Source organism: Pseudomonas auratipiscis (assembly GCF_036324085.1).
GTDB lineage: Bacteria > Pseudomonadota > Gammaproteobacteria > Pseudomonadales > Pseudomonadaceae > Aquipseudomonas > Aquipseudomonas auratipiscis.
The window spans coordinates 194445-220624 of sequence record NZ_JAZDCU010000010.1 but is presented as its reverse complement, the minus strand read 5'-3'; the positions used below and the strand labels follow the sequence as shown (position 1 = coordinate 220624).

The window sequence follows — 26180 nt, the reverse complement described above, 5'->3', positions numbered from 1 at the left end:
TTATGCCTGCTTTGTCCAAAGGCATGAAAAGCCTGCCGGTCGGATTGCTGGGTATTGAGGAAAACACATGTCGCCCTGGCTGACAGTAGTAGGTATCGGTGAAGACGGTTTCAGTGGTTTGGGCAAACCTGCCCGACGCGCGCTGCTGGGCGCCACCAAGGTTTTTGGCGGCCAGCGCCAGCTGGATCTGCTACCACGCTGCATAAGCGGCGAACGCCTGCTGTGGCCCAGCCCCTTCTCCCTGGCTCCGTTGCTGGCACTGCGTGGGGAGCCAGTGTGCGTACTGGCCAGCGGCGATCCGATGTTCTTCGGGGTCGGTGCCAGCCTCGCCCGCCAACTTGTACCTGAAGAAATGCGCGTATTGTCGATGCCCTCCTCCTGCAGCCTGGCTGCAGCTCGGTTGGGCTGGCCACTACAGGAGGTGACGATACTGTCAGTGGTCGCCCGTCCGCTGGCGACGCTAAACGCCCATGTGTACAGCGGCGTACGCTTGCTGGTGTTGAGTAACGACGGCAGCAGCCCCGCAGCCATCGCCAGACTGTTGCGCGAGCGCGGCTTCGGTCCTAGCCGCTTGCATGTATTTGAGCACCTCGGCGGCGCTGGCGAAGACCACCTGCAAGGCACCGCCGAGCAGTGGTCGCATACCCGCGTCGCAGACCTCAATCTACTCGCCATCGAATGCCTGGCGTCCGCCGATGCCCCACGTCTCTCGCCACTGGCAGGGTTGCCAGACACGGCCTTCAAACATGACGGCCAGTTGACCAAGCGTGATGTACGCGCCATCACCCTCGCCCGCCTGGCACCCCAGCCGGGACAATTGCTTTGGGACGTGGGCGCGGGCAGTGGCTCGATCAGCATCGAGTGGATGCGCGCCCACCCCAGTTGTCGGGCGCTGGCCATTGAGTCCGATGAAGGGCGCCAGCTGTTGATCGAGCACAACCGCGATGCCCTTGGTGTTCCCGGCCTGCAGTTGATCCGCGGCCGAGCACCGCAAGCGCTGGCAGGCCTGGAGCGTCCCGATGCAATCTTTATCGGCGGTGGCGTAACTCGTGCAGGGGTTTTGCAAGGCTGCTGGGAGCAGCTGCGCCCGGGGGGGCGCCTGATAGCCAATGCAGTAACCCTGCAAAGCGAGCTGGCCCTGGTGAACTGGCGTGAGCAGAATGGCGGTGAGTTGACCCGCATCCACATCGCCCAGGCGCAGCCGCTGGGGGAGTTCGACACGTGGCGCCAGGCCCTGCCCATCACCCTGCTAGAAGCGATCAAACCTGCTGATGCGTGACGAAACTCAGGAACAACCCGCGCCATTACGCAGCGGTCTGACCACCGGCAGCTGCGCCACAGCCACCAGCCTTGCCGCGGCGCGCCTGCTGCTGAGTGGCGTCGAAAGCGATGCCGTGCAGATCACCCTGCCCAAAGGCAAGCACGTGCAGATGCGCCTGGAGTTCTGTCGTCTGTACGAGGATGGCGCGGAAGCCGGCACACTCAAGGATGCAGGTGATGACCCGGATGTGACCCACGGCGCCCTACTCTTCAGCCGCGTGCGACTGCTGCAGGAGCCGGGCGTGCGCTTTGTCGCCGGCACTGGTGTGGGCACGGTGACTCGTCCAGGCCTGGTCCTGGCAGTGGGAGAACCGGCCATCAACCCTGTGCCACGACGGATGATGACCGAACACCTGCAGCAACTGGCGGTTGAGTGCGCCTATCACGGCGGCTTCGAAGTGACGGTGAACGTCCAGAATGGTGAAAGCCTGGCACTGAAAACCATGAACCCGCGCCTGGGTATTCTTGGTGGTCTGTCGATTCTCGGCACCAGCGGTATCGTCCGGCCGTTTTCCTGCTCGGCCTACATCGCCTCGATCCACCAAGGCATCGACGTGGCCAAGACCAACGGTTACCTGCATATCGCTGCCTGCACCGGCAACGCCAGCGAAGACACCATGCGCCGGGTCTACAACCTACCGGAAATCGCGCTAATCGAAATGGGCGACTTTGTCGGTGCCGTGCTCAAGCATCTGCGCAAGGTGCCTGTGGATAAACTCAGCGTGTGCGGCGGCTTCGGCAAAATCAGCAAGCTTGCGGGCGGCCACATGGACCTGCACAGCCGCCACTCAAGCATCGACTTGCCGCAGCTGGCGCAATGGGCTGCCGACATCGGCGCCAGTCGCGATCTGCAAACCGCGATCTGCCAGGCCAACACCAGCCAGCAGGCATTGGCCATGGCCAGCGCTGCAGGCATCGCCCTCGGTGATGCGGTTTGCGCCCATGCCCTGGCGTTCGCTCGCAGCGTGGTGCCAGCGCATGTGCAGGTCGAAGTCTTCGCAATTGATCGTCAGGGCGGCATCGTCGGCCATGCCGGGAGCTTTGCATGAAACGTATTCTGTTGTTGGGCGGCATCACCGAAGCACTGGCCATCGCCCGAACCCTGGGGCCCGAGCATGTCTACAGCCTGGCCGGGATTGGTCGGGTACCCACCGACCTGAACTGCCAGGTGCGCGTTGGCGGCTTTGGTGGAGCTGAAGGTTTGGCGGCGTACCTGCTTGCCGAAAAAATCGACCTGTTGATCGACGCCACCCACCCCTATGCCGCACAAATCAGCGCCAATGCAGCCCGCGCCGCACAGCTCAGCAAGGTTGCCTGCTGGGGCCTGAGACGACCCGCCTGGCAAGCTCAGCCGGGTGATGACTGGCGTGAAGTCGCTGACTGGACTGAATTAATGCGCGCGCTCCAAGCATTCAGGCGGCCGTTGTTCACCCTGGGTCGCGAGCCCTTGCAACATCTGCATGAGATTCCCGCAACACACTTCTGGACCCTGCGCGCCCTCGAAGCCTGCCCCGCCAATGAGCGCTGCGAAGTGATCGGCGCACGCGGCCCGTTCCGCCTGGAAGACGAGCGCGCATTGTTCGAGCGCCGGCAGATCGATGTGCTCATCAGCAAGAACAGCGGCAGCGTTGCCACCGAGCCCAAGCTGGATGTGGCTCGGGAACGTGGCGTACCGGTGCTGGTGCTTAAGCGGCCGGAGTTGCCGCCAGTCGATCGAGCGTTTTTTGCTGTCGATGAGTTGCTTGCTGCGTTAGCGGCGGCGCGTATATCCCATTGACATATACCTTATTCAGCATAGACTTTGACATACATTCAGACTTTCCAAGGAGGCCCTCAATGGACCAAGGTGCCGTCTTCAAAAGCAACCGCAGTCAGGCCATCCGCTTGCCAAAGTCCGTCGCACTTCCGGAAGAAATTACCCGCGTGGATGTGGTCGCCATCGGCCGAACGCGGATCATTACACCTGCAGGCGAAGCTTGGGATAGCTGGTTCGAGGGCGAATGCGTCAGCGCGGATTTCATGGCTTCACGGGCGCAACCCGCTGATCAGGAGCGCGAAGGGTTCTGATGCTCAAGTACATGCTCGACACCAACATCTGCATATTCACCCTTAAGAACCGGCCTCAGGAAGTCCGGGAAGCGTTCAACCGCCATCACGGTCAGCTGTGCATCAGCACAATTACACTTATGGAATTGTTTTACGGTGCCGAAAAATCTGCCGCCCCTGAGCGTAATTTATCCGTGGTCGAAGGCTTTGCCGCACGCCTTGAAGTTCTCAGTTACGACAATCTTGCAGCGGCCCACAGTGGTCAGCTACGCGCGGAATTGGCCAAGGCTGGAACACCCGTCGGCCCCTACGATCAAATGATCGCAGGACATGCCCGTTCGCTGGGCCTTATTTTGGTAAGCAATAATCTACGCGAATTTCAGCGAGTTCCGGGATTGCGAGTGGAGGACTGGCTGAACCCAGCCAACTAAAAAACCCACCGTTTTTTACAGTGGCTTCAGAATTTTCTGAATGCCCGCCACTACCCTGCTGCCTTACACTACGCCCCTCCTCCCCTGGAAGAATTCGCCCATATGGAAATGCAATGGTGGATCTGGCTGGTGTTCGGTTTCGGGCTGATTGTGCTCGAACTCGCACTGCCGACGTTCTTCATTCTCTGGTTCGGCGTTGGTGCGGTGCTGGTTTCACTCATCGCCTATCTGCTGCCCAATCTGCAACTTGATATGCAGGTGTTGCTTTGGGTTGCGTTCTCGTCGATCACCACCCTGTTGTGGTTCAAGGTTTTGCGCAGGAAAAAGCCAGACACCCGCTGGACCGCTGACAATGTTATCGGTGAAGTCGGTCTGCTGACCGCACAGGTCTCTGAATTCCAGAAAGGCCGGGTGCGTTTTCAGAAGCCGGTCCTCGGTAACGAGGAATGGGTGTGCGTCGCAGATGCCCAGATCCCCTCCGGCGAGCGCGTTCGTATCTCTGCCATCGAAGGCAATATTGTCCGGGTCACCCGGGCCTGATCAGTAAAAGGAAGCATTGACTCATGACCAGTCTCATCGTCGCCGGTACTATCGCCGCGTTCGTCATCATTACCCTGTTCAAAGGGGTACGCATCGTGCCGCAAGGCGAAGAATGGATCGTCGAGCGCCTGGGGCGCTACCACAGCACCCTGAAGCCAGGCCTGAACATTCTCATTCCGTACATGGACGTGGTCGCCTATCGCCTGCCTACCAAGGACATGATCCTCGACGTGCAGCAGCAAGAAATCATCACCCGTGACAACGCGGTCATCGTTGCCAATGCCCTGTGTTTTGCCAAGGTCGTTGACCCGCAGAAAGCTGCCTACGGCGTGCAAGACTTCGCCTACGCAGTCACCAGCCTGACCATGACCTCGCTGCGTGCCATTGTCGGCGCCATGGACCTCGATGAAGCGCTGTCCAGCCGCGAACAAATCAAGGCCCGTCTGCGCGAAGCCATGTCGGAGCAAACCGAAGATTGGGGCGTCACCGTGCGCTCGGTCGAGATCCAGGACATCAAGCCCTCGGAAAATATGCAGGCCGCCATGGAGCGCCAGGCCGCTGCCGAACGTGAGCGTAAAGCCGACGTCACCCGCGCCGAGGGCGCCAAGCAGGCTGCCATTCTTGAAGCAGAAGCACGCTTGCAAGCAGCCAAGCTCGACGCCGAAGCACAGATCAACCTGGCGCAAGCCTCGGCTCAGGCGATCACCCTGGTGAAGGAAGCCGTAGGCAGTGAAATCACCCCAGCGATGTACCTGCTCGGCGAGCGCTACATCGGTGCCATGGAAAACCTGGCCAGCAGCAACAACGCCAAAGTCGTGGTGCTTCCCGCTGACCTGCAGGAAACCGTGCGCGGATTGATGGGGCGCAATAAAGCGGTTTGATACCCGGCTACAATCAAAACGCCGGGCCTCTGCGACACTTCATCGCACGCCTGGCTTTTTTACATATACTTTCAACTCTGGCTAAATAGCCACCATTCGATTCCTGACCGGATCTTTCCATGCACTCACATCGGCTTGCCCATGCCTGGATCGCCTGCTTTGCAGTGCTGTTCAACCTGCTGGCTATGCCGTTGTCTGCTGCCACGCCAAAAACTTCGAGCGAGCAATTGCTCTGGGGCGCGTTCTGTTCCACTGGCGGCACCAAGTTGATTGCCATTTCCCTGGGCCCCATCGATGGTGCCCAGCAAAACGATGATCACTCGACCATGCAGCATTGCTGGTGCTGCTCCGGTGCTGCGCCGTTGTTGGCGCTGCCTGGGCATCCACCGCGCTTTTTGCTGCCTGCGCAAGCGTTCGCGGGTCCACCTGTACTGCTCACTGCCAGCCAGCCGACGCCCCGCCAGCTATGGCCGGCCCTGAATCCCCGCGCCTCCCCTCTGGCCTGATTCACTACGCTAACTGTTGCGAACCTGAATCGACTGGAGAATCACCATGTTCAAGAATGCCCTGCTGCTGGCTGCCCTGGTGCTGCCGGCAACTTTTGCCAACGCCCACGAATACACCAAGGGCGATCTGCATATCGCTCATCCGTGGTCACAGGAACTGCCGCCCAACGCGCCTAACGTTGCCGCCTACTTTGTCGTCCATAACAACGGTTCGACGGCCGATACCTTGTTAAGCGTGAACAGCCCAATCAGCGACGACGCCCAGTTGCACGAACACGTGCACAAGGACGGCCTGATGAAGATGCAGCAGGTGCAACGCGTCGAGGTCCCTGCAGGCAAAGACCTGGTGTTCGCCCCTGGCGCCTACCATGTGATGTTGATGCAACCCAAGGATCGCAGCCTGCTAACCGACGGCAAGCGCTTCCCCTTGACCCTGCATTTCGAAAAAGCCGGCGATATAACCGTGGAGGTCGCGGTTCAAAAGCAGGCCCCCGAAGGTGAAGCACACAGTCACTGATCGCTGACGGCAGCTCGCCATGAGCATCGTCCGCAGCAGCCTCTCGCGCACCACGTACCCTGATATAAAAAGGGCACGCGGCAGCTGGCTGAGCCTGTTTGCAATGTTGATGATCTTTATCGGTCCACTGGTTTCCCAGTCGATGCCGATGGATCACCGTGGCATAGCCATGGACAACAGCGCTGCCTGCCACGGCGACAGTCATCACGACAGTAACCCTTCCTTGCATGTGATTTGGGAGAAGTGCGGCTACTGCAGCCTGTTCTTCCACTGCCCAGCCTTGCCGCAAGCGCTGAGCCTGCTCAATACCGAGGCAGCACCTGCCAGCAGCACCCTGATCGTTCAACCACGCCAAGGCCATGCCCGGCAAAGCGTATTTCCGGGAGCCCGGACCCGCGCGCCACCCTCCTTCCTCATCGTCTGAACACCCCTGTCGCGTTTGCTGGTCCGGCGTATTGCCGCTGACCCGTGGCGCCCTTATTTCTGATCGATGTTGGAATCACTATGTCCAGCTGCACTGCTGTCTTTCGTCTGTCCCTGCGCGGGACCCTCGCCGTGATCTGCGGCACCCTGCTCAGCCCCCTCGCCCTGGCGGCCAACCCGCCAGGCGAGGAACACAATCACGAGAATGCCGAGCTGAGTCCGACGGTGATCACCGCTGTTGCTCCAAGCTCGCCGTTGACCATCGTCACCAACCCCAAAGACCCACGCCAACCGGTACCGGCAAGCGATGGTGCGGACTACCTGAAAACCATCCCAGGTTTTTCCGCGATCCGCGCTGGCGGCACCAATGGCGACCCGGTACTGCGCGGCATGTTTGGCTCGCGCTTGAATATCCTCACCAATGGCGGAGTGATGCTCGGCGCCTGCCCGAATCGAATGGATGCACCCACCTCATACATCTCGCCGGAAACTTATGACCGCCTGACCGTGATCAAAGGCCCACAAAGCGTGATCTGGGGCCCCGGCGCATCGGCGGGGACCATTCTCTTTGACCGAGATCCGGAAAAATTCGGCGAGCTTGGCAGTCGCGTCAACGCAAGCCTGCTGGCCGGCTCCAACGGCCGTTTCGACAAGGTCCTCGACACCGCTGCGGGTAACCAGCTTGGCTACGTACGCTTTGTCGGCAACCAATCGCACTCCGACGACTACGCGGATGGCAATGGCGACACCGTGCCGTCACGTTGGGACAAATGGAACGGTGATGTGGCGTTGGGCTGGACGCCCGATACCGACACCCTGGTCGAGCTTACCGCCGGCAAGGGCGACGGCGAGGCGCGTTATGCCGGGCGCGGCATGGACGGTTCGCAATTCAAACGCGAAAGCCTCGGCCTGCGCGTTGAAAAGTCCAACATTGGCGAGGTCTGGGACAAGCTCGAAGCCCAGGTCTACTACAACTATGCCGACCACGTGATGGACAACTACAGCCTGCGCACACCTTCAGGCATGGGCATGATGGGCATGCCAATGGTCAGCAACGTCGACCGGCGCACCCTGGGCGGGCGCATCAAGGGCACCTGGCGCTGGAGCGAACTGCAACTGATCGCAGGCGTCGACGCTCAGACCAACGAGCATCGCCAGCGCGGCGGCATGGGCATCGATGTACACAAGGACATGGCCTGGACCAAAGATGCCGACTTCCACAACTACGGTGCCTTCGGCGAACTGACCTGGTACGCCGCCGACCAGGACCGGGTGATTAGCGGTGCTCGCCTGGACCGCGCGTCGGCCAAGGACTATCGGGCAACCAGCGCCACCTACGGCGATACCCGTGCAGATACCCTGCCCAGTGGTTTTGTTCGCTACGAGCATGACCTGACGGAAATTCCGGCCACCACCTACGTGGGCCTCGGGCACGCCCAACGCTTCCCGGACTACTGGGAGCTGTTTTCACCCAAGTCGGGCCCCGCAGGTTCGGTCAATGCCTTCGACAGCATCAAGCCGGAGAAGACCACCCAGCTGGACTTCGGTATCCAGTACCAGACTGACGACCTGCAGGCCTGGGCATCGGGCTACGTCGGGCAGATCCGCGACTACATTCTGTTCGACTACCGTACCAACATGATGGGCATGAGCAGCTCCCGTGCGCAGAACATCGACGCGCGGATCATGGGTGGCGAACTCGGTGCAGCGTATAGGTTGACCTCCAACTGGAAAGCTGACGCAACCCTGGCCTACGCTTGGGGCAAGAACAGCAGTGATGGCACGGCGCTCCCACAAATGCCGCCATTGGAGAGCCGCCTGGGCCTGACTTATACCCGTGACGACTGGAGCGCTGGCGCGCTCTGGCGCGTGGTGGCTGCGCAAAACCGTATCGAAGAGAACTACGGCAACGTGGTCGGCAAGGACTATGAAAAAAGTGCGGGCTTCGGCGTGTTTTCGCTCAATGGCAGCTACAAGGTCAGCAAGCACCTCAAGCTCAGCGCCGGGGTCGACAACCTGTTCGACAAGGCTTACGCAGAACACCTGAACCTGGCGGGCAATGCCGGCTTTGGCTATCCCGCAAGTGATCCACAGGCAATCAATGAGCCGGGGCGTACGCTCTGGACCAAGGTCGACCTGAGTTTTTGATCCTGTTCTAGGCGCGATCGTCGATCGCGCCTTCCCCTGCCAACATGGGAGCACACCATGAGCAAACCCCCGATAAGCTTTTACAACCTGGCCTGGCGTTGGCACTTTTATGCAGGACTTTTCGTCGCCCCGATCATGATCCTGCTGGCGATCACCGGAATCATCTACCTGTTCAAGCCACAACTTGACCCGCTGCTCTATCGCAACCTGATGGTGGTCGAGACCGGGCACCACAGACAAAGCGCCGACAGCTTGCTGCAGCACGTGCAACAGGCTTACCCCAAAGGTCAGGTGAGCCAGTATCTGCCGGCCATTGCTACCGACCGTAGCGCGCAGTTCGTGGTCAAGGACGGCGGGCGCGAACTGAATGTCTTCATCAATCCCTACGACGGCCAATTGCTCGGCGAGCAAGATGCCAAGAACAACCTGCAGGCGGTTGCGCGGGCCCTGCATGGCGAGTTGATGGTCGGCACCATCGGCGATCGCGTGGTGGAGCTGGCCGCAGGCTGGGGCATCGTGCTGGTGGTCTCCGGCTTGTACCTCTGGTGGCCGCGCGGCAAGCGCACCGGCGGCGTGCTTTGGCCACGCCTGAATGCCCGCGGGCGCCTGCTATGGCGCGACCTGCATGCCGTCACCGGCTTCTGGGGCTCGGCCCTGTTGCTGTTGATGCTGCTCAGCGGCATGACCTGGACCGGCTTTTGGGGCGCCAAGTATGCCGATGTGTGGAACACCTTCCCCGCGGCAATGTGGAACGATGTACCGAAATCCGACCAGCAGGCCCGTGAGCTCAACAGCGCCACGCGCCAGACAGTGCCGTGGGCTGTTGAAAACACGCCCATGCCGCAGTCCGGCGCGCATGCCGAGCATGCCGGTCACGCCATGGCGATGAGTGCGCCTGCTGCACCGCAAGTCAGCCTGGAGCAAATCCAGAACCTGGCCAGCACACGCTCTGTCGAACCGGGCTACAGCATCACCCTGCCCACCAGCGCCGATGGCGTATACACCATTGCCGTATTTGCCGACGATCCACGCAACGACGCCACCCTGCATGTCGACCAGTACACCGGCAAGGTGTTGGTGGATGTGCGCTGGCAGGACTACAACAATGTTGCCCGCGCCACGGAACTCGGTGTGATGTTGCATGAGGGGAAAATGTTCGGCCCGCTCAATCAGATCATCATACTGCTGGTGTGCCTGATGATCCTGCTCGGCTCCGTCAGCGGCCTGGTGATGTGGTGGAAACGGCGCCCCGAGGCTGGCCTTGGGGTGCCACCCTTGCGTCATGACCTGCCACGCTGGAAGACCGCCACCGTGATCATGCTGATACTGGGTGCGGTGTTCCCATTGGTTGGAGGATCGATGCTGCTGGTGTGGTTGCTCGATCGGATGTGGCTGGTGCGAAGCGTGCAAACAACTGCCCACTGAAACCGTTAATGCGCAGCGTCTGTGGGGCAGTGTCTTGAGTGGGCGCCAGCCTGTGGTCCGGATGGCATAACACCGGACCCGAGCTGTTAGCTGCTAACATGTGCGCCCGTTTACGACAGGATTGTCATGAGTACCCTGAGCATCAGCGACCTGCACTGGTCGCCGTTGGGCCACGGCCATTGCCATCATCAGTTCCAGCTTCGCGAGGTCAACCTGCGGGTCAACGCCGGTGAGTTCGTCGGTCTGATCGGCCCCAACGGCAGTGGCAAGACCAGCCTGTTGCGCTGTGCCTACCGCTTCAACAAACCCGAGCGCGGCCAGGTAAGGCTCGATGAGCACGATCTGTGGCGACAGTCGCCGCGATGGTGTGCCCAGCGCATCGCCGTGGTACTGCAGGAATTTCCCGATGCCTTCGGCCTGAACGTCGAAGAAGTGGTTGCCATGGGACGTACGCCGCACAAAGGCCTGTTCGATGGCGACAACGACGAAGATCGCCAGTTGGTGAAAACGGCGTTGCACGCCGTCGGCCTGGAAGGTTTTGACGACCACAGTTTTGCCAGCCTGTCGGGCGGCGAAAAGCAGCGCGTGATTCTGGCCCGGGCGTTGGTTCAGCAGCCACAGCTATTGATTCTCGATGAGCCAACCAACCATCTGGACCCTCGTTATCAGTTGGAGCTTTTGCAGCAAGTGCGCCGCCTGCGCATCGGTACCCTGGCGAGTATTCACGACCTGAACCTGGCCGCGGCTTTCTGTGACCGTCTGTATGTGCTCGACCACGGCCGAATCGTTGCCAGCGGCACGCCAAGCGAAGTGCTCACAACCGAACTACTGCACGAGGTCTTTGGTGTACAGGCCCTGATCGACCGCCACCCTCTCGCCGACCACCCACGCCTTACCTGGATAACCCAGCGATGATTCGAATCACCCTGCTCCTGCTGTTGGGCCTGCTGGCCAGCACCCGCGTTTTCGCCCAGGCCACCCAGTACCCGTTGACCGTGCAGAGCTGCAATCGCCAGGTCACCTTCAACAAGGCCCCTGAGCATGCCTTGAGCCATGACATCAATATGACGCAGATGATGCTCGCCCTCGGCCTGCGCCAACGCATGGTCGGTTACAGCGGTGTCAGTGGCTGGAAAGCCGTCACCCCTGAACTGCGCAAAGAGCTCGATGGATTGCCGGAGCTGGCCAGCAAGTATCCTTCGGTGGAGACCCTGCTCAACGCCAATGTCGATTTTCTCTTCGCCGGCTGGGACTACGGTATGCGTGTCGGTGGCGACCTCACCCCACAGACCCTGGCGCCCCTGGACATTGCGGTGTACGAACTGACGGAGTCCTGTGCCTTTGTCATGAAGCGCCCGCCAGCCAGCCTCGACGACACCTACACCGACTTGCGCAACCTGGGCAGAATCTTCGATGTGCAGGCGCGAGCCGAGCAGTTGATCGAGCAGATGCAGCAACGCATCGCCGTGGTGCAACAGCGCTTGCCCGCACAGCGCCCGCGCGTGTTTCTGTATGACAGTGGCGAAGACCGGGCCATGACCTCCGGGCGCCTGGGTATGCCCCAGGCACTGATCGAGGCTGCCGGTGGTCACAACGTGCTCGACGATATCGAAGCCAGCTGGACGCGGGTGAACTGGGAGAGCGTGGTCGAGCGCAACCCCGAAGTGATCGTCATCGTCGACTACGGCGAAATCAGTGCTGCACAGAAGCAGACCTTCCTCGAGCAGCACCCGGCATTGCAGTCGGTGCAGGCGATCCGCGACAAGCGCTTCGTGGTCATTCCCTATGTGGCGGCCACGCCCAGCCTGGAAAACGTCGAGGCCATCGAAGCCATTGCCGCAGGCCTGCACGGCGCATGAATCGCTATCGGTTGCTGTTGCTCGCCCTGGTTGGCCTGCTGCTGGTGTCCTGCGTGGTATCCCTGGGCTTTGGCGCAGCGCCGGTGCCCGTCGAGGTGGTGTGGCGCGTACTGGCATTCAAGGTCTTTGGTATCGCCCCCGAAGTACCTGCCTGGAGCACAGGTCAGGAGCATATTGTCTGGCTCATTCGCGTACCACGCATGCTCCTCGCCGCGCTGGTCGGCGGTGGGTTGGCCATGATCGGCGCCGTATTACAAGCGGTGACTCGCAACCCATTGGCCGATCCGCATCTGCTCGGCGTCACGTCCGGCGCCACCCTCGGTGCGGTACTGGTGGTACTGCACATCGGTGAAGTGCTGGGTATGCTGACGCTGCCACTTGCAGCGTTCATCGGCGCCCTCTGCAGCATGCTGCTGGTGCTGGCGATAGCCAGCCGCGGCGGCCGGCTCGACAGCGACCGCCTGCTGCTGTGCGGCGTGGCGGTCGCGTTCGTGATGATGGCTATCGCCAACCTGCTGCTGTTTCTCGGCGACCACCGCGCCAGCTCCGCGGTCATGTTCTGGATGCTCGGCGGCCTGGGCCTGGCTCGCTGGGAGCTGCTGCCGATACCGGCGATCAGCGTATTGCTCGGCCTCACCCTGTTGCTGGGCATGGCCCGGGCGCTCAATGCACTGATGGCCGGCGAACAGACAGCGGTGACCCTCGGTTTGAATGCCCGATCGGTCCGTCTGGCAGCGTTTCTGATCTGCTCGCTGTTGACCGGTGTACTGGTGGCGATCAGCGGTTCCATCGGCTTTGTCGGCCTGATGATCCCGCATATTGCCCGGCGCCTGGTCGGTGCCGAACACACGCGCCTGCTACCGGTGTGTCTGTTGCTCGGCAGCCTGTTCCTGATCTGGGTCGATGTCGCCGCGCGCACGCTGATCTCGCCCGAGGACCTTCCCATCGGCATTGCCACCGCAGCTACCGGCGGTCTGTTTTTCATCGCCATGATGCGCAAGCGTTGACCGGCGTCAACCGCGCTTTGGTCTTGAGGCATATTGTCGCGGTTGCGCCAGGAAGGCGCGTGTTAGCCTAACGCGCACAAGAAATTGCACTGAACGGAATGCCTAGCCTATGACCGCGAATCTGTCCCCGCAACACCCCTCGCCTGATGCACACGAACACCTCGAACGCAGTCTCTCCAACCGTCATATCCAGCTAATCGCCATCGGCGGCGCTATCGGCACCGGCCTGTTCATGGGCTCGGGCAAAACCATCAGTCTGGCTGGCCCGTCCATCATCTTCGTGTACATGATCATCGGCTTCATGCTGTTCTTCGTCATGCGCGCCATGGGCGAACTGCTGCTATCGAATCTGGAATACAAGTCGTTCATCGACTTCTCCGCCGACCTGCTCGGTCCCTGGGCGGGCTACTTCACCGGCTGGACCTACTGGTTCTGCTGGATCATTACCGGTATTGCCGACGTCATTGCCATCTCCGCCTACTCGCAGTTCTGGTTTCCCGATATTCCCCAGTGGGCGCCAGCGTTGGCCTGTGTCGGCCTGCTGCTGTCGCTGAACCTGATCACGGTGAAGATGTTCGGTGAAATCGAGTTCTGGTTCGCCATGATCAAGATCGTCGCCATCCTGGCCCTGGTCGGCACCGGTCTGTACATGGTGCTGGTGGGCTTCGAGTCGCCCGCCGGTCGCACCGCCGATCTGGCCAACCTGTGGAACGATGGTGGCATGTTTCCCCATGGCCTGATGGGTTTCTTCGCCGGCTTCCAGATTGCCGTGTTCGCCTTCGTCGGTATCGAACTGGTAGGCACCACTGCCGCCGAAGCGAAGAACCCGGAGCGCACGCTACCGCGCGCGATCAACTCGATTCCCGTGCGAATCATTATTTTCTACGTGCTCGCGCTGATCACCATCATGGTCGTTACCCCGTGGCGCGATGTGGTGCCGGGCAAGAGCCCGTTCGTAGAGTTGTTCGTTCTCGCGGGTCTGCCGGCGGCGGCGAGCATCATCAACTTTGTGGTTCTGACCTCAGCGGCTTCATCGGCCAACAGCGGTGTGTTCTCAACCAGCCGTATGCTCTTTGGCCTGGCTCAACAAGGCGACGCACCACGTAGCTTCGAACACCTCTCCAGCCGCAAGGTGCCGGCCAACGGCCTGTACTTCTCCTGCACCTGCCTGCTCCTGGGTGCGGCGCTGATGTACGTGATTCCCGACTTGATCGAAGCCTTCACCCTGGTGACCACGGTGTCCGCGATTCTGTTCATGTTCGTCTGGACCCTGATCCTGTTGTCGTACCTGAGCTACCGCAAGAATCGCATGGCGCTGCACCTGGCCTCGAAGTACAAGATGCCTGGCGGGCGTTTCATGTCCGTCGTGTGCCTGGTGTTCTTCGCGTTCATCCTGGTGTTGTTGAGCCTTGAAAACGACACCCGTCAGGCGTTGATCGTCACGCCGCTATGGTTCCTACTGTTGGCAGTGACCTATCAGTTCGTGCGACGTAGTCGTCAGCAGCTGGAATCCCAGCAGAACTGATCCTCAAGCCGATTGCGCACCAACGCGGCGCAATCGGCTGCACCGCCTGTCAGGTAAAGCCCCAGGCGGGTGCAGATTTTCTCCTTCCCATCTCCGGATGCCCGTGCCAGAGCCATTGCAGGTTCCGGCACAGCCCTTGCTAAAGCTCTCCCTCGAAGTCGCCATCTGTCTTACCGCACATTCGAACTCATCGGAGAGAGCACTATGAAGCGTCGCAGTCTGATCAAGGCATTCACCCTCAGCGCGTCCATCGTAGCGATGGGGTTGAGCTGGAGTATCCAGGCCGCCGAGACCATCAAGGTCGGCATCCTGCATTCGCTGTCCGGGACCATGGCGATCTCCGAGACTTCACTCAAGGACATGGCCTTGATGACCATCGAGCAGATCAACGCCAAGGGTGGCGTCAACGGCAAGATGCTCGAGGCGGTGGTGGTCGATCCGGCGTCGAACTGGCCGCTGTTTGCCGAGAAAGGCCGCCAGTTGCTGACTCAGGACAAGGTCGCGGTGGTCTTCGGTTGCTGGACCTCGGTGTCGCGCAAATCGGTACTGCCGGTGTTCGAGGAGCTCAACGGCCTGCTGTTCTACCCCGTGCAGTACGAGGGTGAAGAAATGTCGCCCAACGTGTTCTACACCGGTGCTGCGCCTAATCAGCAGGCGATCCCGGCAGTGGAATACCTGATGAGCGAAGACGGCGGCGCGGCCAAGCGCTACTTCCTGCTCGGCACCGACTATGTCTACCCGCGCACCACCAACAAAATCCTGCGCGCCTTCCTGCACAGCAAAGGCGTAGCAGACAAGGACATCGAAGAGGTCTACACCCCCTTCGGCCACAGCGATTACCAGACCATTGTTGCCAATATCAAAAAATTCTCTGCAGGCGGCAAGACCGCAGTGATTTCCACGGTCAACGGCGACTCCAACGTGCCGTTCTACAAAGAGTTGGCCAACCAGGGCCTGAAAGCCACCGACGTGCCAGTGGTGGCCTTCTCGGTAGGTGAGGAAGAGTTGCGCGGCATCGATACCAAACCGTTGGTCGGGCATCTGGCCGCGTGGAACTACTTCGAGTCAGTGGAAAACCCGGTCAACAGCCAATTCGTCAGTGACTGGAAGGCCTACGCCAAGGCCAAGAATCTGCCGGGCGCCGACAAAGCGGTAACCAACGACCCAATGGAAGCCACTTACGTCGGCATCCACATGTGGGCCCAAGCGGTGGAAAAGGCCAAGTCCACTGACGTCGACAAGGTCCGCGAAGCCCTGGCCGGGCAAAGCTTCAAGGCCCCGTCGGGCTACACCCTGACCATGGACAAGACCAACCACCACCTGCACAAACCGGTGATGATCGGCGAAATCCAGGACGACGGTCAGTTCAATGTGGTCTGGGAAACCGAGCAGCCGCTGCGTGCGCAACCCTGGAGCCCGTTCATTCCCGGCAATGACAAGCGACCGGACTATGCGGTGAAGGGTAACTGAGCCAATCGCTGAGCACACCCGCTGCCACCGCGAACGCCTGTGGCAGCGGGCTTGCCCCGCGATAGCGCCCCCCACCCACACCACAAGGACATTGTCATGCCCAAGGCTCTCTGGTGCCTTTTCTTCGGTCTCTTGCTGCTGCCCTTCAGCGCCCAGGCCAGCGATGCCGACTATTTCGTTGCTGCCAAAGCCAACGAGCAGGCTCGCTTGCTTCAGGACTGGGCAGCGCAACCGGACCCTGCCCGGCTTGAACTGCTCACTCAACTGCAGCAAGGCCGCCTGAGCGCCACCGACACGCGCAAGCTGCGCCTTAACAACCGACTGCGCGGGCTTGTGGATAACGCCCTGGCCAGCCACCAACTGCTCAGCAATGACGCCCAGGTACGCCTGGCTGCCGCCCAGCAGTTGCAGAAAAGTGCGCAACCCGCACAGGTAGCGTTCCTCGACCGGCGTTTCGCCAGCGAAGCAGACGCCGCCGTACATGCCGCCCTCGGGCTGGCGCTGGCCAATCTGCAACTGGTTGCCGCCGACCCTGCCGTTCGCCTTGCGGCCGTGCGCCTGCTCGGTGAAACCGGCGACCCCATGGCCCGTACACGGCTTGAAGCCTTGCTCGAAGCGGGCGTAGAAAGCGACAGCAAGGTGCGCACCGCTGCCGAAACCAGCCTGGCCCAGGTCAAGCGCAAGTTGTTGATTGGCGAGTTGCTCGGCCAGGCTTTCAGTGGCCTGTCACTGGGCTCGATTCTGCTGCTGGCTGCCTTGGGGCTGGCGATCACCTTCGGCCTGCTCGGGGTGATCAACATGGCCCACGGTGAAATGCTGATGCTTGGTGCCTATGCCACCTACGTGGTGCAGGTTGTGCTGCAACGCTACGCGCCGAGCGCCATCGAGTTCTACCCGCTGATCGCCTTGCCCGTGGCCTTCTGCGTCAGTGCCGGCGTGGGCATGTTGCTGGAACGCACGGTGATCCGCCATCTATATGGGCGACCTTTGGAAACCCTGTTGGCTACCTGGGGTATCAGCCTGATCCTGATCCAGGCCATACGCCTGTTGTTCGGCGCGCAAAACGTCGAAGTGGCCAATCCTGGCTGGCTCTCTGGCGGAATTCAGGTGCTGCCCAATCTTGTCCTGCCCTACAGCCGCTTGGTGATCATCGGCTTCGCCCTGTTCGTGGTGTTGCTGACCTGGCTGCTGCTCAACCGCACGCGCCTGGGCCTGAACGTGCGCGCCGTCACCCAGAACCGCAACATGGCGGCCTGCTGCGGCGTACCCACCGGGCGCGTGGACATGCTCGCGTTTGGCCTGGGATCCGGCATTGCCGGGCTTGGGGGGGTTGCCCTGAGCCAGGTTGGCAACGTCGGCCCGGACCTCGGCCAGAGCTACATCATCGACTCTTTCCTGGTGGTGGTACTTGGGGGCGTCGGCCAACTGGCAGGCAGCCTCTGGGCGGCATTCGGCCTGGGAATCGCCAACAAACTGCTGGAGCCGCAGATCGGTGCTGTGCTCGGCAAGATCCTCATCCTTGCGCTGATCATTCTGTTCATCCAGAAACGCCCGCAAGGTCTCTTCGCACTCAAGGGACGGGTAATCGACTGATGAACCAGCCTCTGCTTGTTATCGCCAGCCAGAAGGCCGGCGCGCGTTGGACCCTGGCGGTTGGCGCTATGGTCCTGTCGGTATTGCTGGCCTTGCCGTTGCTGTCGTTGCTGCCCGAGGGGCACAGCCTGCAGGTGTCGGCCTACACCCTGACGCTGGTCGGCAAGATCCTCTGCTACGCCATTGTTGCCCTGGCACTTGATCTGGTATGGGGCTATGCCGGCATGCTTTCACTGGGCCACGGCCTGTTCTTTGCCCTTGGCGGCTATGCGATGGGCATGTACCTGATGCGCGAAGCCGCGGGTGATGGCTTGCCAGCATTCATGACCTTCTTGTCCTGGACCGAACTGCCCTGGTATTGGGCGGGCACCCAGCACTTTGCCTGGGCCTTGTGCCTGGTGGTGCTGGCGCCTGGTTTGCTGGCGTTGGTGTTTGGCTTCTTCGCCTTCCGCTCGCGCATCAAGGGGGTGTACTTCTCGATCATGACCCAGGCCCTGACGTTCGCCGGGATGTTGCTGTTCTTTCGCAACGAAACCGGCTTCGGTGGCAACAATGGCTTCACCAACTTTCGCAGTATTCTCGGTTTTCAGATCACCGCGCAAAGCACCCGCGCGGTGCTGTTCCTGCTGACTGTCGCATTACTGGTACTGAGCCTTTACCTGGGCTGGCGCCTGGCGCGAAGCAAGTTCGGCCGGGTGCTGACCGCGCTACGCGATGCCGAAAACCGCTTGATGTTCTGTGGCTACGATCCACGGGGATTCAAGCTGTTTGTCTGGGTACTCAGCGCCGTGCTCTGTGGCTTGGCTGGGGCGCTGTATGTGCCGCAGGTAGGCATTATCAACCCCAGCGAGATGTCGCCGACCAACTCCATCGAGGCTGCGGTGTGGGTGGCCCTGGGCGGTCGCGGCACCCTGATCGGCCCGCTGCTGGGCGCAGGTCTGGTCAACGGCATGAAGAGCTGGTTCACCGTGGCGTTCCCCGAGTACTGGCTGTTCTGCCTGGGGGCGCTGTTCATTCTGGTCACCCTGTACCTGCCCAAAGGGGTGGTCGGGCTGTTGAAGAAACGAGGTGAACAATGAGAGCGATACCCCTGCCGCCAGTCCATCTGGAATTCATGCTCGAACCGGTCCTTGGTGCAGGTAGCGGGCGCGAGGCCATCGGTCTTGGGCAAGCGCGAGGCGAAGGTCTGGATACACGGCACGGCACCGTCCTGACCCTTGAGGACATCAGTGTCAGCTTCGACGGTTTCAAGGCACTCAACGCCCTGAATCTGTACATCGGCGTCGGTGAGTTGCGCTGCATCATTGGCCCCAACGGCGCCGGTAAAACCACGCTGATGGATGTGATTACCGGCAAGACCCGGCCAACAACAGGCATGGCCTGGTTTGGCGAAACCCTGGATCTGACCCGCATGAGCGAAGTGCAGATCGCCCAGGCCGGTATTGGCCGCAAGTTCCAGAAGCCCACGGTGTTCGAAGCCTTGAGTGTGTTCGAGAACCTGGAGCTGGCGCAGAAGGCTGACAAGTCGGTAATGGCGAGCCTGCTCGCACGCTTGAACGGCGAGCAGAAGGACCGTATCGACGAAGTCCTGCACACCATTCGCCTGCACACCCAAGCTCAGCGCCCGGCCGGCTTGCTCTCGCATGGCCAAAAGCAATTTCTGGAAATCGGCATGCTGTTGATGCAGGACCCGCAACTGCTGCTGCTCGACGAGCCAGTGGCGGGCATGACCGACGCCGAAACCGAGTTTACCGCCGAACTGTTCAAGGGCCTGGCGGGCAAGCATTCGCTGATGGTGGTGGAACACGACATGGGCTTTGTCGGCAGCATTGCCGACCATGTCACGGTGCTGCATCAAGGCAGCGTGCTGGCCGAAGGCTCGCTTGAGCAGGTGCAGGCAGATGATCGGGTGATCGAGGTTTATCTGGGGCGCTGATTTGACCCTATCGCGGGGCAAGGACAACTACATGCTGAAAATTGACTCTCTGCACCAATATTACGGTGGCAGCCATATTCTTCGCGGCCTGTCGTTCGAGGCCAAGGTGGGTGAGGTCACCTGCCTGCTGGGTCGCAACGGTGTTGGCAAGACCACGTTGCTGCGCTGCCTGATGGGCCTGCTGCCCACCCGCGAAGGCAGCGTGCACTGGGAAGGCAAGACCATCACCGCACTCAAGCCACACCAGCGCGTGCAGGCCGGGATTGCCTATGTACCTCAGGGCCGGGAGATTTTTCCGCGTTTGAGCGTTGAAGAAAACCTGCTGATGGGGCTGTCGCGCTTCGGCGCCAGTCAGGCCAAAAGCGTCCCGCCATTCATCTATGAGCTGTTCCCGGTCCTGCTGCAAATGAAGCACCGCCGTGGTGGGGACTTATCGGGTGGCCAGCAACAGCAACTGGCAATCGGCCGCGCCCTGGCCAGCAAGCCCCGTTTACTGATCCTCGATGAGCCTACAGAAGGTATCCAACCCTCGGTCATCAAGGAGATCGGTGCGGTTATCAGTAAGCTGGCCGCCCGAGGGGACATGGCCATCCTGCTGGTCGAGCAGTTCTACGACTTTGCCGCCGAGCTGGCTGACCAGTACCTGGTGATGTCCCGGGGCGAAATTGTTCAGGCCGGACGCGGCGAAAACATGGCGGCCGAAGGTGTACGCGGCCTGGTAACCATTTAACCTGAACACTATTTTGCAAACGTCCGAGAAGCTGCCATGACTTATCTGATTCGTGACGCCGGAACTTCCGATCTGCCGGGCATTCGCGACATCTACAACGACGCCGTGCTCAACACCACGGCGATCTGGAATGAACAACCCGTTGATCTAGCCAATCGCCAGGCCTGGTTCGATGCCCGCCAGGCCCAGCGCTACCCGATTCTGGTGGCGGCGGACAGCATCAGTGGTGAAGTGCTCGGCTATGCTTCATTCGGCGACTGGCGACCCTTTGAAGGCTTTCGCCATACGGTCGAACACTCGGTTTATATCCGCAACGATCAACGCGGCAACGGCCTGGGCCCCAAGCTGATGGTGGCACTGATCGAGCGCGCCCGAGCGTGCGACAAGCATGTGATGGTCGCTGCCATCGAGAGCGGTAACGCGGCCTCGATCCGTGTGCACGAGCGCCTGGGTTTTACCCTGAACGGGCAAATGCCACAGGTGGGCGTCAAGTTCGGGCGCTGGCTCGACCTGACCTTTATGCAGTTGATCCTCAACCCCGGCGCCTCCCCACGCGCATTGGAGTGAAGCTTTATGAATGCAGCGCACCTCAATCGTGTCACCCATGAAAGCTTTACTCACTACCGCAACGGTTTGGTGACGTTGTTGCTTGATGCCGTACGCCACGGCGCTTCGGTAGGCTTTCTGGAACACATTGATGCGCAGCAGGCCAACAGCTACCTCGATGAAGTCAAACAGCGCATGATCAGCGGTGAGCTTCTGCTTTGGGTTGTCAGCAACAACCAGGAAGTATTGGGCAGTGTGCAGTTGGGGTTGTGCCAGAAGCTCAACGGCCTGAACCGCGCCGAGGTGCAAAAGTTACTGGTGCATAACTCGGCCCGGCGCCGGGGGTTGGGGCAGCAGTTGATGCAGGCGCTGGAAGCCTCGGCACGGCAGAAGCAGCGCGGCTTGCTGTACCTCGATACCGAGGCTGGCTCGGGGGCCGAGGCCTTCTATCAGTCGCTTGGCTATACCAAAGCCGGGGAAATTCCCCAGTACGCCTGCAGCCCAGACGGCACCTATCGGCCCACAGCCCTGTATTACAAATTACTCTAAGGAATCACGGGGCAAATCCGCCCCCACCCAATGGTGAGATCGCCTTTCAGTCTTGTACAAACCTGCCCAGGCGCTGTTTGAGCATGCTGTTCTCACTGCGCAGTTGCTGAACCTCTTCCAGCAACTCCAGGGCCAGGGCCACCCCTTCCCACTCAAGCTCAAGCTCGCGCTGCAGTTTCGCCGCGCGTTTGGCCAACACCGCGGCCTGATCGTCAAACAACCACTCTTCCGGCGTTCGCCCGGAAGGTTCAACAATGCCGTGTTCGACGATTTCGATCACATAGGCCGCCGGTAGATCGGCTTCCCGACAAAGGGTCTGCATGTCCAGTTGAACGACCAGGGTACTGCGCATGATCAGTTACTCCATTGAGTCCTCGGATTGAACGCTGCCTTTTGCGCCAACTTGCTCCACAACTCGCGGGTTGCGTCGTCGCTCTGGCTAGGCATTACCACTTTCAACTGCGCGTAGAGATCACCACGCTCGCCCTGCTTGTTCGCCAGGCCCATGCCCTTGACGCGCAGGCGTTGGCCGCTCTGACTGTCCGGACGAATGGTCAGGTTGATCTTGCCGGTCAGCGTCGGTACCGCCACCTTGGTGCCAAGCGCGGCTTCCCAGGGTGCCAGAGGCACGGTGATGATCAGGTCATGACCTTCGACATCGAACAGCGGGTGCGGTGCCATGCGAACGGTCAGGAACAGGTCGCCGTTGGCGCCGCCGCCAATACCCGAAGCACCCTGGCCCTTGAGGCGAATTTTCTCGCCGTCGGTCACACCGGCCGGAATTTTCACGTTCAGGGTCTTGGTGGTGAAACCGGTACGCTGGCCATTGGCGTTGTACTGCGGAACCTGGAAGCTGATCTGCTTCGATTCTCCGGACAGGGTTTCCTCAAGGAAAATCGCCAGTTCCATTTCCACGTCTTGCCCTCGCCGACCGGCGCTACGTTGCTGGCCGCGGCCAAAAGGATTGCCGTTGCCGCCACGTGCACCGAAGATCGAGCTGAAGAAGTCGGAAAAGTCGCCCCCTTCGAATCCGCCCGAACTGCGGTTTTCCCAGCCCGGCGGCCCCTGAAACGGACGGCCATGCTGACCGTACTTGCGCAGCTCGTCGTACTCGGCGCGTTTTTCCGGGTTGCTCAAGGCCTCATAGGCCTCGTTGGCTTCCTTGAATTTTTCTTCGGCGTCGCGTTCTTTGCTGACGTCGGGGTGATACTTGCGCGCAAGCTTGCGGTAGGCTGTCTTGATCGCCTTGTCATCCGCAGTGGGCTCTACGCCAAGTATTTTGTAATAGTCTTTGAAGTCCATCTAAGGAATCACCATCAGTTGTTCAATGCTTCTGAAGATTGGGGTCAAGCATAGCCTTTCAAGGCACCCTTGGGTTTGCTGTAAAGCAGATAATCGGTCTTGATTCTGCTGGCCACTGGCATAAACTGCGCGGCCGTTTTTCCCCCGGAAGTACAACCCATGAGTGACGCATCCCCGGCCCGTGCCTGCGGCATCGACTTTGGCACCTCCAATTCCACCGTCGGCTGGCATCGCCCTGGCGAGGAATCGTTGATCGCCCTGGAAGACGGCAAGATCACCCTGCCGTCGGTAGTGTTCTTCAATATCGAGGAGCGCCGCCCGGCCTACGGCCGGCTTGCCCTGCACGAATACCTCGAAGGTTATGAAGGCCGTCTGATGCGCTCGCTCAAGAGCCTGCTGGGCTCCAAGCTGATCAAGCACGACACCAGCGTGCTTGGCACCGCACTGCCGTTCAAGGACCTGCTGGGCATGTTCATCGGCGAACTGAAGAAGCGCGCCGAAGCCAACGCTGGCCGAACTTTCGATGAAGTCGTGCTTGGCCGCCCGGTACATTTTGTCGATGACGACCAGGCTGCCGACCAAGAAGCCGAAGATACCCTCGCGGAAGTTGCGAAGAAAATCGGCTTCAAAGAAGTGTCATTCCAATATGAACCGATTGCCGCAGCGTTCGACTATGAGTCGAGCATTCAGGGTGAAGAGCTGGTATTGATCGTCGACATCGGCGGTGGTACCTCGGATTTCTCTCTGGTACGCCTGGCCCCTGAGCGCCATATGATCGATGACCGTCAAAGTGACATTCTAGCCACGGGCGGCGTACACATCGGCGGTACCGACTTCGATAAGCAACTGAGCCTGCAAGGCGTGATGCCGCTGTTCGGCTACGGCAGCCGGATGAAAAGCGGCGCGTTCATGCCCACCAGTCACCACATGAACCTGGCCACCTGGCACACGATCAACTCGGTCTATTCGCAAAAATCCCAGCTGGCGCTGGGCAGCATGCGCTATGACATCGAAGACACCAATGGTATCGACCGCCTGTTCAAACTGATCGAACAGCGTGCCGGCCACTGGCTGGCCATGGAAGTGGAAGAAACCAAGATCGAGCTGACCCATACCGACAGCCGCCTGGTAGACCTCAAGCGCGTCGAGGCCGGACTGAGCGTGGACCTGTCCCGCGCACTGTTCGAGGCCTCTATCGATAACCTGCTCGAGCGGGTTCGCGGCAGTGTCAGCGAGCTGCTGAGCAAGGCTGGCGTTGGTGTCGCCCAAGTGGATACGGTGTTCTTTACTGGCGGCTCCAGCGGCATTCCGGCGTTGCGCCAGAGTGTGGCGGCCATGCTGCCCAATGCACGCCATGTTGAAGGCAATATCTTTGGCAGCATCGGCAGCGGTCTGGCAATTGAGGCGCGTAAACGCTACGGCTGATGGTTTTTCGTACAAGCCCACTCCACCGGACTCTCCCGGCAGGAGCGGGCTTGCCCCGTGAGCAACGCCTTACACCAGCTCAGCCTGCCTCAGCTCACTCTTGAGGTAGGCATAGTAGATCGGCCCCGCCACCACTCCCGGCAACCCGAACGCCGCCTCACATACCAGCATCGCCAAGAGCAGTTCCCACGACTTGGCGCTGATCTGCCCACCGACAATCCGTGCGTTGAGAAAATACTCGACCTTGTGGATAACAATCAGATAGCCCAGCGCCGCCATGGCCACCCAGATCGACAGTGACAAGCCGACGATAGTAATCAAGGTGTTGGACATCAGATTGCCGATCACCGGCAACAGGCCCAGCAGGAATGTCAGCACAATCAGGGTTTTGGTCAGCGGCAGGTGCACATCGAACATCGGCAACACCAGCGCCAGGAAGATGCCGGTGAAAAAGGTGTTGAGCAGGGAAATCTTGATCTGTGCGAAAACGATGTTGCGAAACGCCTGCACCAGCAGCGCCAGGCGATTGAACAGCGCTGCAGCCAGCGGTTTGCGACGGGAGATATCAGGCAGACGCTGCAACGCCACGATTGCACCCAGGATCATGCCGATCAACAGGGTGACGAACATGTGCGCAGCGCCCTTGCCCACCAGTTGCAGCTCACCCAGGTGGGTCTTGAGCCATACACCGATAGCCACCTTGAACTCCGCTGCGCTGGCGGGCAAGTAGGCATCAACGAAGGGCGGCAACTGTCCGCGAGCCTGATCCACCAGCAGCATGAACTTGTCCAGCGATGCGCCAGGATTCTCGGCCTCGTGCAGCAAAAAGCTGATCGCGCCGGCAAACAGCAACGTCAGGGTGCTGACCACCAGGGTGCCGAGCAAGGCCACCGCCAACCAGCGCGCACGCTCTCCAGCAATCAAATGCTGCAACTTGGGGGTGAGCATATTGACCAGCTCGAACACCAGCAGGCCCGCCAACAGGCTGGGCAACAACTTGAGCGGAAGCACCAGCAGCAGGCCGGCGAAAACGATGATCCAACTGGCCATTTTGATCTGGCGCGGGGTAAAGGTCATACAACCTCAAAGGGCAACTGCAGGGAAAGGCGCAGTCTGCCAGCCTTCACCGGGCAGGCATAGTGGCAGTACGAGCCTGACGTCGATATTGCTCTGGCGTGCAGTTGGCATGACGCTGGAACATGGCGATAAACGCCGAGGGGCTGCTGTAGCCCAGGTCATAGGCAATCTGCTGGATCGGCAGGTTCTGCTCCAGCGCGTCGATCGCCCGGAGAAAACGCAGACGCAAACGCCACTCGCCAAAGCTGATGCCCAACTCACGCAAAAATTGACGCGCCAAGGTGCGTTCACTGACATGGACACTGGCGGCCCAATTGGCCAATGGCCGGTTGTCCGCAGGAGCAGCCTGTAACGCCTGGAGAATGCCATCCAGGCCGGCACTGCGAGCGAAGGGCAGAAAGCAGGTTTGGGTGGGTGCCTGGCGCAGTTGATCGACCAGCACCTGAGCCAGTCGCCGATCCGCGTCATCCTCGGGAATATTGACGTCACGCCGGGCAAAGTCGCCGAGGATGGCCTTGAGGATCTCGCTGATGACCAGTGTGCACGGCTGCGCCGGCAATGCCTGACACAGCGCACGATCCAGGTACACCGAGCGGTAGACGATGGCCTGGGGGTTGTAGCAACTGTGTTCAGTGCCTGGTGGCACCCAGACTGCATAGTGCGGCGGCGAGACAAAACGCTGCCCGTCTATTTCCAGGTGCATGATGCCGTGGGCGGTGTAATTGAGTTGCCCCCAGTCATGACGATGCGCAGGGCCATGAGTATCGGCGCCGAACTCGTCGTAGCGGAAATAGACCGGTGCCGGTAAGGCGGCGAATGTAGGGATATTGACGTATTTGCGCGACATGTTGTCTGGATCAATGGGCCGGTTGTCTGGATACAAGTATAAGCAACAGAACAGACACGTGGATAATAGTGTCCTGT

General features: G+C 60.5%; 28 protein-coding genes. 24 read left to right on the top strand and 4 right to left on the bottom strand.

The annotated features are described in order from the left end of the window. Positions 1-67 precede the first annotated feature (67 nt). The 23 genes from cbiE (at position 68) to V0R60_RS15945 (ending at position 21452) form a co-directional block, all read left to right on the top strand. The gene (gene cbiE / locus V0R60_RS16055) at positions 68-1279 is read left to right on the top strand and encodes a precorrin-6y C5,15-methyltransferase (decarboxylating) subunit CbiE (protein WP_136478347.1); all 1212 of its coding nucleotides are present in this window, start codon (positions 68-70) and stop codon (positions 1277-1279) included. Beyond that, positions 1272-2369, top strand: coding sequence for a cobalt-precorrin-5B (C(1))-methyltransferase (locus V0R60_RS16050; RefSeq protein WP_330080745.1), 1098 nt, complete (start codon positions 1272-1274; stop codon positions 2367-2369). Before cbiE ends, V0R60_RS16050 begins: the two co-directional genes overlap by 8 nt. Then, on the top strand, positions 2366-3097 hold the full coding sequence (locus tag V0R60_RS16045; protein ID WP_136478349.1) for a cobalt-precorrin-6A reductase: 732 nt from the start codon (positions 2366-2368) through the stop codon (positions 3095-3097). Before V0R60_RS16050 ends, V0R60_RS16045 begins: the two co-directional genes overlap by 4 nt. Positions 3098-3156: 59 nt before the next feature. Next, positions 3157-3387 carry a type II toxin-antitoxin system VapB family antitoxin gene (gene vapB / locus V0R60_RS16040; protein WP_136478350.1) on the top strand — a complete coding sequence of 77 codons (231 nt, stop codon included), beginning with the start codon at positions 3157-3159 and terminating at the stop codon, positions 3385-3387. Continuing rightward, positions 3387-3797: a type II toxin-antitoxin system tRNA(fMet)-specific endonuclease VapC gene (gene vapC / locus V0R60_RS16035; protein WP_136478351.1), complete on the top strand. Its 411-nt coding sequence runs from the start codon at positions 3387-3389 to the stop codon at positions 3795-3797. Before vapB ends, vapC begins: the two co-directional genes overlap by 1 nt. A 102-nt stretch (positions 3798-3899) precedes the next feature. Beyond that, entirely contained in the window at positions 3900-4337 is a 438-nt protein-coding gene (locus tag V0R60_RS16030) for an NfeD family protein (protein ID WP_330080746.1), read from the top strand. 23 nt (positions 4338-4360) lie between these two features. After that, positions 4361-5218 (top strand): SPFH domain-containing protein, encoded by an 858-nt coding sequence (locus V0R60_RS16025; RefSeq protein ID WP_136478353.1) that lies wholly within the window; start codon positions 4361-4363, stop codon positions 5216-5218. Between the two features lie 119 nt (positions 5219-5337). Next, positions 5338-5724, top strand: a complete 387-nt coding sequence (locus V0R60_RS16020) for a DUF2946 domain-containing protein (RefSeq protein ID WP_330080747.1) — start codon at positions 5338-5340, stop codon at positions 5722-5724. Between the two features lie 46 nt (positions 5725-5770). Beyond that, on the top strand, positions 5771-6241 hold the full coding sequence (locus tag V0R60_RS16015) for a copper chaperone PCu(A)C (protein WP_330080748.1): 471 nt from the start codon (positions 5771-5773) through the stop codon (positions 6239-6241). Positions 6242-6260: 19 nt separating this feature from the next. Then, on the top strand, positions 6261-6665 hold the full coding sequence (locus V0R60_RS16010) for a DUF2946 domain-containing protein (RefSeq protein WP_136478356.1): 405 nt from the start codon (positions 6261-6263) through the stop codon (positions 6663-6665). An 80-nt stretch (positions 6666-6745) separates the two neighbouring features. Beyond that, positions 6746-8812 (top strand): TonB-dependent copper receptor, encoded by a 2067-nt coding sequence (locus V0R60_RS16005; protein WP_330080749.1) that lies wholly within the window; start codon positions 6746-6748, stop codon positions 8810-8812. A gap of 57 nt (positions 8813-8869) precedes the next feature. Beyond that, entirely contained in the window at positions 8870-10237 is a 1368-nt protein-coding gene (locus V0R60_RS16000; RefSeq protein WP_330080750.1) for a PepSY-associated TM helix domain-containing protein, read from the top strand. Between the two features lie 126 nt (positions 10238-10363). Then, on the top strand, positions 10364-11152 hold the full coding sequence (locus V0R60_RS15995) for an ABC transporter ATP-binding protein (RefSeq protein ID WP_136478359.1): 789 nt from the start codon (positions 10364-10366) through the stop codon (positions 11150-11152). Continuing rightward, positions 11149-12096, top strand: a complete 948-nt coding sequence (locus V0R60_RS15990) for an ABC transporter substrate-binding protein (RefSeq protein ID WP_136478360.1) — start codon at positions 11149-11151, stop codon at positions 12094-12096. Before V0R60_RS15995 ends, V0R60_RS15990 begins: the two co-directional genes overlap by 4 nt. Further along, on the top strand, positions 12093-13103 hold the full coding sequence (locus V0R60_RS15985) for a FecCD family ABC transporter permease (RefSeq protein ID WP_136478361.1): 1011 nt from the start codon (positions 12093-12095) through the stop codon (positions 13101-13103). The genes V0R60_RS15990 and V0R60_RS15985 overlap by 4 nt, the downstream gene beginning before the upstream one ends. Positions 13104-13212: 109 nt before the next feature. Then, positions 13213-14628 carry a D-serine/D-alanine/glycine transporter gene (gene cycA, locus V0R60_RS15980; protein WP_330080751.1) on the top strand — a complete coding sequence of 472 codons (1416 nt, stop codon included), beginning with the start codon at positions 13213-13215 and terminating at the stop codon, positions 14626-14628. Positions 14629-14832: 204 nt separating this feature from the next. Further along, positions 14833-16098 carry an urea ABC transporter substrate-binding protein gene (gene urtA, locus V0R60_RS15975; protein ID WP_330080752.1) on the top strand — a complete coding sequence of 422 codons (1266 nt, stop codon included), beginning with the start codon at positions 14833-14835 and terminating at the stop codon, positions 16096-16098. A gap of 96 nt (positions 16099-16194) precedes the next feature. Continuing rightward, complete coding sequence (gene urtB / locus V0R60_RS15970) at positions 16195-17691, top strand: urea ABC transporter permease subunit UrtB (protein WP_136478364.1); 1497 nt, start codon at positions 16195-16197, stop codon at positions 17689-17691. After that, positions 17691-18770, top strand: a complete 1080-nt coding sequence (urtC, locus tag V0R60_RS15965; RefSeq protein ID WP_136478365.1) for an urea ABC transporter permease subunit UrtC — start codon at positions 17691-17693, stop codon at positions 18768-18770. Before urtB ends, urtC begins: the two co-directional genes overlap by 1 nt. Continuing rightward, entirely contained in the window at positions 18767-19627 is an 861-nt protein-coding gene (gene urtD / locus V0R60_RS15960; protein WP_375547297.1) for an urea ABC transporter ATP-binding protein UrtD, read from the top strand. The genes urtC and urtD overlap by 4 nt, the downstream gene beginning before the upstream one ends. A 31-nt stretch (positions 19628-19658) precedes the next feature. Continuing rightward, positions 19659-20357 carry an urea ABC transporter ATP-binding subunit UrtE gene (gene urtE, locus V0R60_RS15955; RefSeq protein WP_136478366.1) on the top strand — a complete coding sequence of 233 codons (699 nt, stop codon included), beginning with the start codon at positions 19659-19661 and terminating at the stop codon, positions 20355-20357. A 36-nt stretch (positions 20358-20393) separates the two neighbouring features. Beyond that, positions 20394-20924 (top strand): GNAT family N-acetyltransferase, encoded by a 531-nt coding sequence (locus V0R60_RS15950; protein WP_330080753.1) that lies wholly within the window; start codon positions 20394-20396, stop codon positions 20922-20924. Between the two features lie 6 nt (positions 20925-20930). Beyond that, the gene (locus tag V0R60_RS15945) at positions 20931-21452 is read left to right on the top strand and encodes a GNAT family N-acetyltransferase (protein ID WP_330080754.1); all 522 of its coding nucleotides are present in this window, start codon (positions 20931-20933) and stop codon (positions 21450-21452) included. A gap of 46 nt (positions 21453-21498) precedes the next feature. Here V0R60_RS15945 and V0R60_RS15940 read toward each other — a convergent pair whose 3' ends face one another. Continuing rightward, positions 21499-21804: a chaperone modulator CbpM gene (locus V0R60_RS15940; RefSeq protein WP_136478369.1), complete on the bottom strand. Its 306-nt coding sequence runs from the start codon at positions 21802-21804 to the stop codon at positions 21499-21501. A 2-nt stretch (positions 21805-21806) separates the two neighbouring features. Next, positions 21807-22754 (bottom strand): curved DNA-binding protein, encoded by a 948-nt coding sequence (gene cbpA / locus V0R60_RS15935; protein ID WP_330080755.1) that lies wholly within the window; start codon positions 22752-22754, stop codon positions 21807-21809. A 159-nt stretch (positions 22755-22913) separates the two neighbouring features. On the opposite strand from cbpA, the gene V0R60_RS15930 reads away from it, so the two are divergent. Further along, entirely contained in the window at positions 22914-24179 is a 1266-nt protein-coding gene (locus tag V0R60_RS15930; protein WP_136478371.1) for an Hsp70 family protein, read from the top strand. A 69-nt stretch (positions 24180-24248) separates the two neighbouring features. Here the strand turns inward: V0R60_RS15930 and V0R60_RS15925 are convergent, their stop codons facing one another. Together V0R60_RS15925 and V0R60_RS15920 are read right to left on the bottom strand one after the other, a co-directional pair. Continuing rightward, complete coding sequence (locus V0R60_RS15925) at positions 24249-25256, bottom strand: AI-2E family transporter (RefSeq protein WP_330080756.1); 1008 nt, start codon at positions 25254-25256, stop codon at positions 24249-24251. Positions 25257-25302: 46 nt separating this feature from the next. After that, positions 25303-26103, bottom strand: a complete 801-nt coding sequence (locus V0R60_RS15920) for an AraC family transcriptional regulator (protein WP_330080757.1) — start codon at positions 26101-26103, stop codon at positions 25303-25305. Positions 26104-26180: the final 77 nt, after the last annotated feature.

What these genes read in the sequence shown, in the direction of transcription:
- V0R60_RS15990 (WP_136478360.1), top strand. Translation starts at nt 11,149, where the DNA reads ATGATTCGAATCACCCTGCTCCTGCTGTTGGGCCTGCTGGCCAGCACC.
- V0R60_RS15940 (WP_136478369.1), bottom strand. Translation starts at nt 21,804, where the DNA reads ATGCGCAGTACCCTGGTCGTTCAACTGGACATGCAGACCCTTTGTCGG.
- cycA (WP_330080751.1), top strand. Translation starts at nt 13,213, where the DNA reads ATGACCGCGAATCTGTCCCCGCAACACCCCTCGCCTGATGCACACGAA.
- V0R60_RS16000 (WP_330080750.1), top strand. Translation starts at nt 8,870, where the DNA reads ATGAGCAAACCCCCGATAAGCTTTTACAACCTGGCCTGGCGTTGGCAC.
- V0R60_RS15945 (WP_330080754.1), top strand. Translation starts at nt 20,931, where the DNA reads ATGAATGCAGCGCACCTCAATCGTGTCACCCATGAAAGCTTTACTCAC.
- V0R60_RS16030 (WP_330080746.1), top strand. Translation starts at nt 3,900, where the DNA reads ATGGAAATGCAATGGTGGATCTGGCTGGTGTTCGGTTTCGGGCTGATT.
- V0R60_RS16020 (WP_330080747.1), top strand. Translation starts at nt 5,338, where the DNA reads ATGCACTCACATCGGCTTGCCCATGCCTGGATCGCCTGCTTTGCAGTG.
- vapB (WP_136478350.1), top strand. Translation starts at nt 3,157, where the DNA reads ATGGACCAAGGTGCCGTCTTCAAAAGCAACCGCAGTCAGGCCATCCGC.
- V0R60_RS15925 (WP_330080756.1), bottom strand. Translation starts at nt 25,256, where the DNA reads ATGACCTTTACCCCGCGCCAGATCAAAATGGCCAGTTGGATCATCGTT.
- V0R60_RS15995 (WP_136478359.1), top strand. Translation starts at nt 10,364, where the DNA reads ATGAGTACCCTGAGCATCAGCGACCTGCACTGGTCGCCGTTGGGCCAC.
- urtE (WP_136478366.1), top strand. Translation starts at nt 19,659, where the DNA reads ATGCTGAAAATTGACTCTCTGCACCAATATTACGGTGGCAGCCATATT.
- V0R60_RS16010 (WP_136478356.1), top strand. Translation starts at nt 6,261, where the DNA reads ATGAGCATCGTCCGCAGCAGCCTCTCGCGCACCACGTACCCTGATATA.
- V0R60_RS16025 (WP_136478353.1), top strand. Translation starts at nt 4,361, where the DNA reads ATGACCAGTCTCATCGTCGCCGGTACTATCGCCGCGTTCGTCATCATT.
- V0R60_RS16015 (WP_330080748.1), top strand. Translation starts at nt 5,771, where the DNA reads ATGTTCAAGAATGCCCTGCTGCTGGCTGCCCTGGTGCTGCCGGCAACT.
- vapC (WP_136478351.1), top strand. Translation starts at nt 3,387, where the DNA reads ATGCTCAAGTACATGCTCGACACCAACATCTGCATATTCACCCTTAAG.
- cbpA (WP_330080755.1), bottom strand. Translation starts at nt 22,754, where the DNA reads ATGGACTTCAAAGACTATTACAAAATACTTGGCGTAGAGCCCACTGCG.
- V0R60_RS16005 (WP_330080749.1), top strand. Translation starts at nt 6,746, where the DNA reads ATGTCCAGCTGCACTGCTGTCTTTCGTCTGTCCCTGCGCGGGACCCTC.
- V0R60_RS15920 (WP_330080757.1), bottom strand. Translation starts at nt 26,103, where the DNA reads ATGTCGCGCAAATACGTCAATATCCCTACATTCGCCGCCTTACCGGCA.
- V0R60_RS15950 (WP_330080753.1), top strand. Translation starts at nt 20,394, where the DNA reads ATGACTTATCTGATTCGTGACGCCGGAACTTCCGATCTGCCGGGCATT.
- urtD (WP_375547297.1), top strand. Translation starts at nt 18,767, where the DNA reads ATGAGAGCGATACCCCTGCCGCCAGTCCATCTGGAATTCATGCTCGAA.
- cbiE (WP_136478347.1), top strand. Translation starts at nt 68, where the DNA reads ATGTCGCCCTGGCTGACAGTAGTAGGTATCGGTGAAGACGGTTTCAGT.
- urtA (WP_330080752.1), top strand. Translation starts at nt 14,833, where the DNA reads ATGAAGCGTCGCAGTCTGATCAAGGCATTCACCCTCAGCGCGTCCATC.
- V0R60_RS15985 (WP_136478361.1), top strand. Translation starts at nt 12,093, where the DNA reads ATGAATCGCTATCGGTTGCTGTTGCTCGCCCTGGTTGGCCTGCTGCTG.
- V0R60_RS15930 (WP_136478371.1), top strand. Translation starts at nt 22,914, where the DNA reads ATGAGTGACGCATCCCCGGCCCGTGCCTGCGGCATCGACTTTGGCACC.
- urtB (WP_136478364.1), top strand. Translation starts at nt 16,195, where the DNA reads ATGCCCAAGGCTCTCTGGTGCCTTTTCTTCGGTCTCTTGCTGCTGCCC.
- urtC (WP_136478365.1), top strand. Translation starts at nt 17,691, where the DNA reads ATGAACCAGCCTCTGCTTGTTATCGCCAGCCAGAAGGCCGGCGCGCGT.
- V0R60_RS16045 (WP_136478349.1), top strand. Translation starts at nt 2,366, where the DNA reads ATGAAACGTATTCTGTTGTTGGGCGGCATCACCGAAGCACTGGCCATC.
- V0R60_RS16050 (WP_330080745.1), top strand. Translation starts at nt 1,272, where the DNA reads ATGCGTGACGAAACTCAGGAACAACCCGCGCCATTACGCAGCGGTCTG.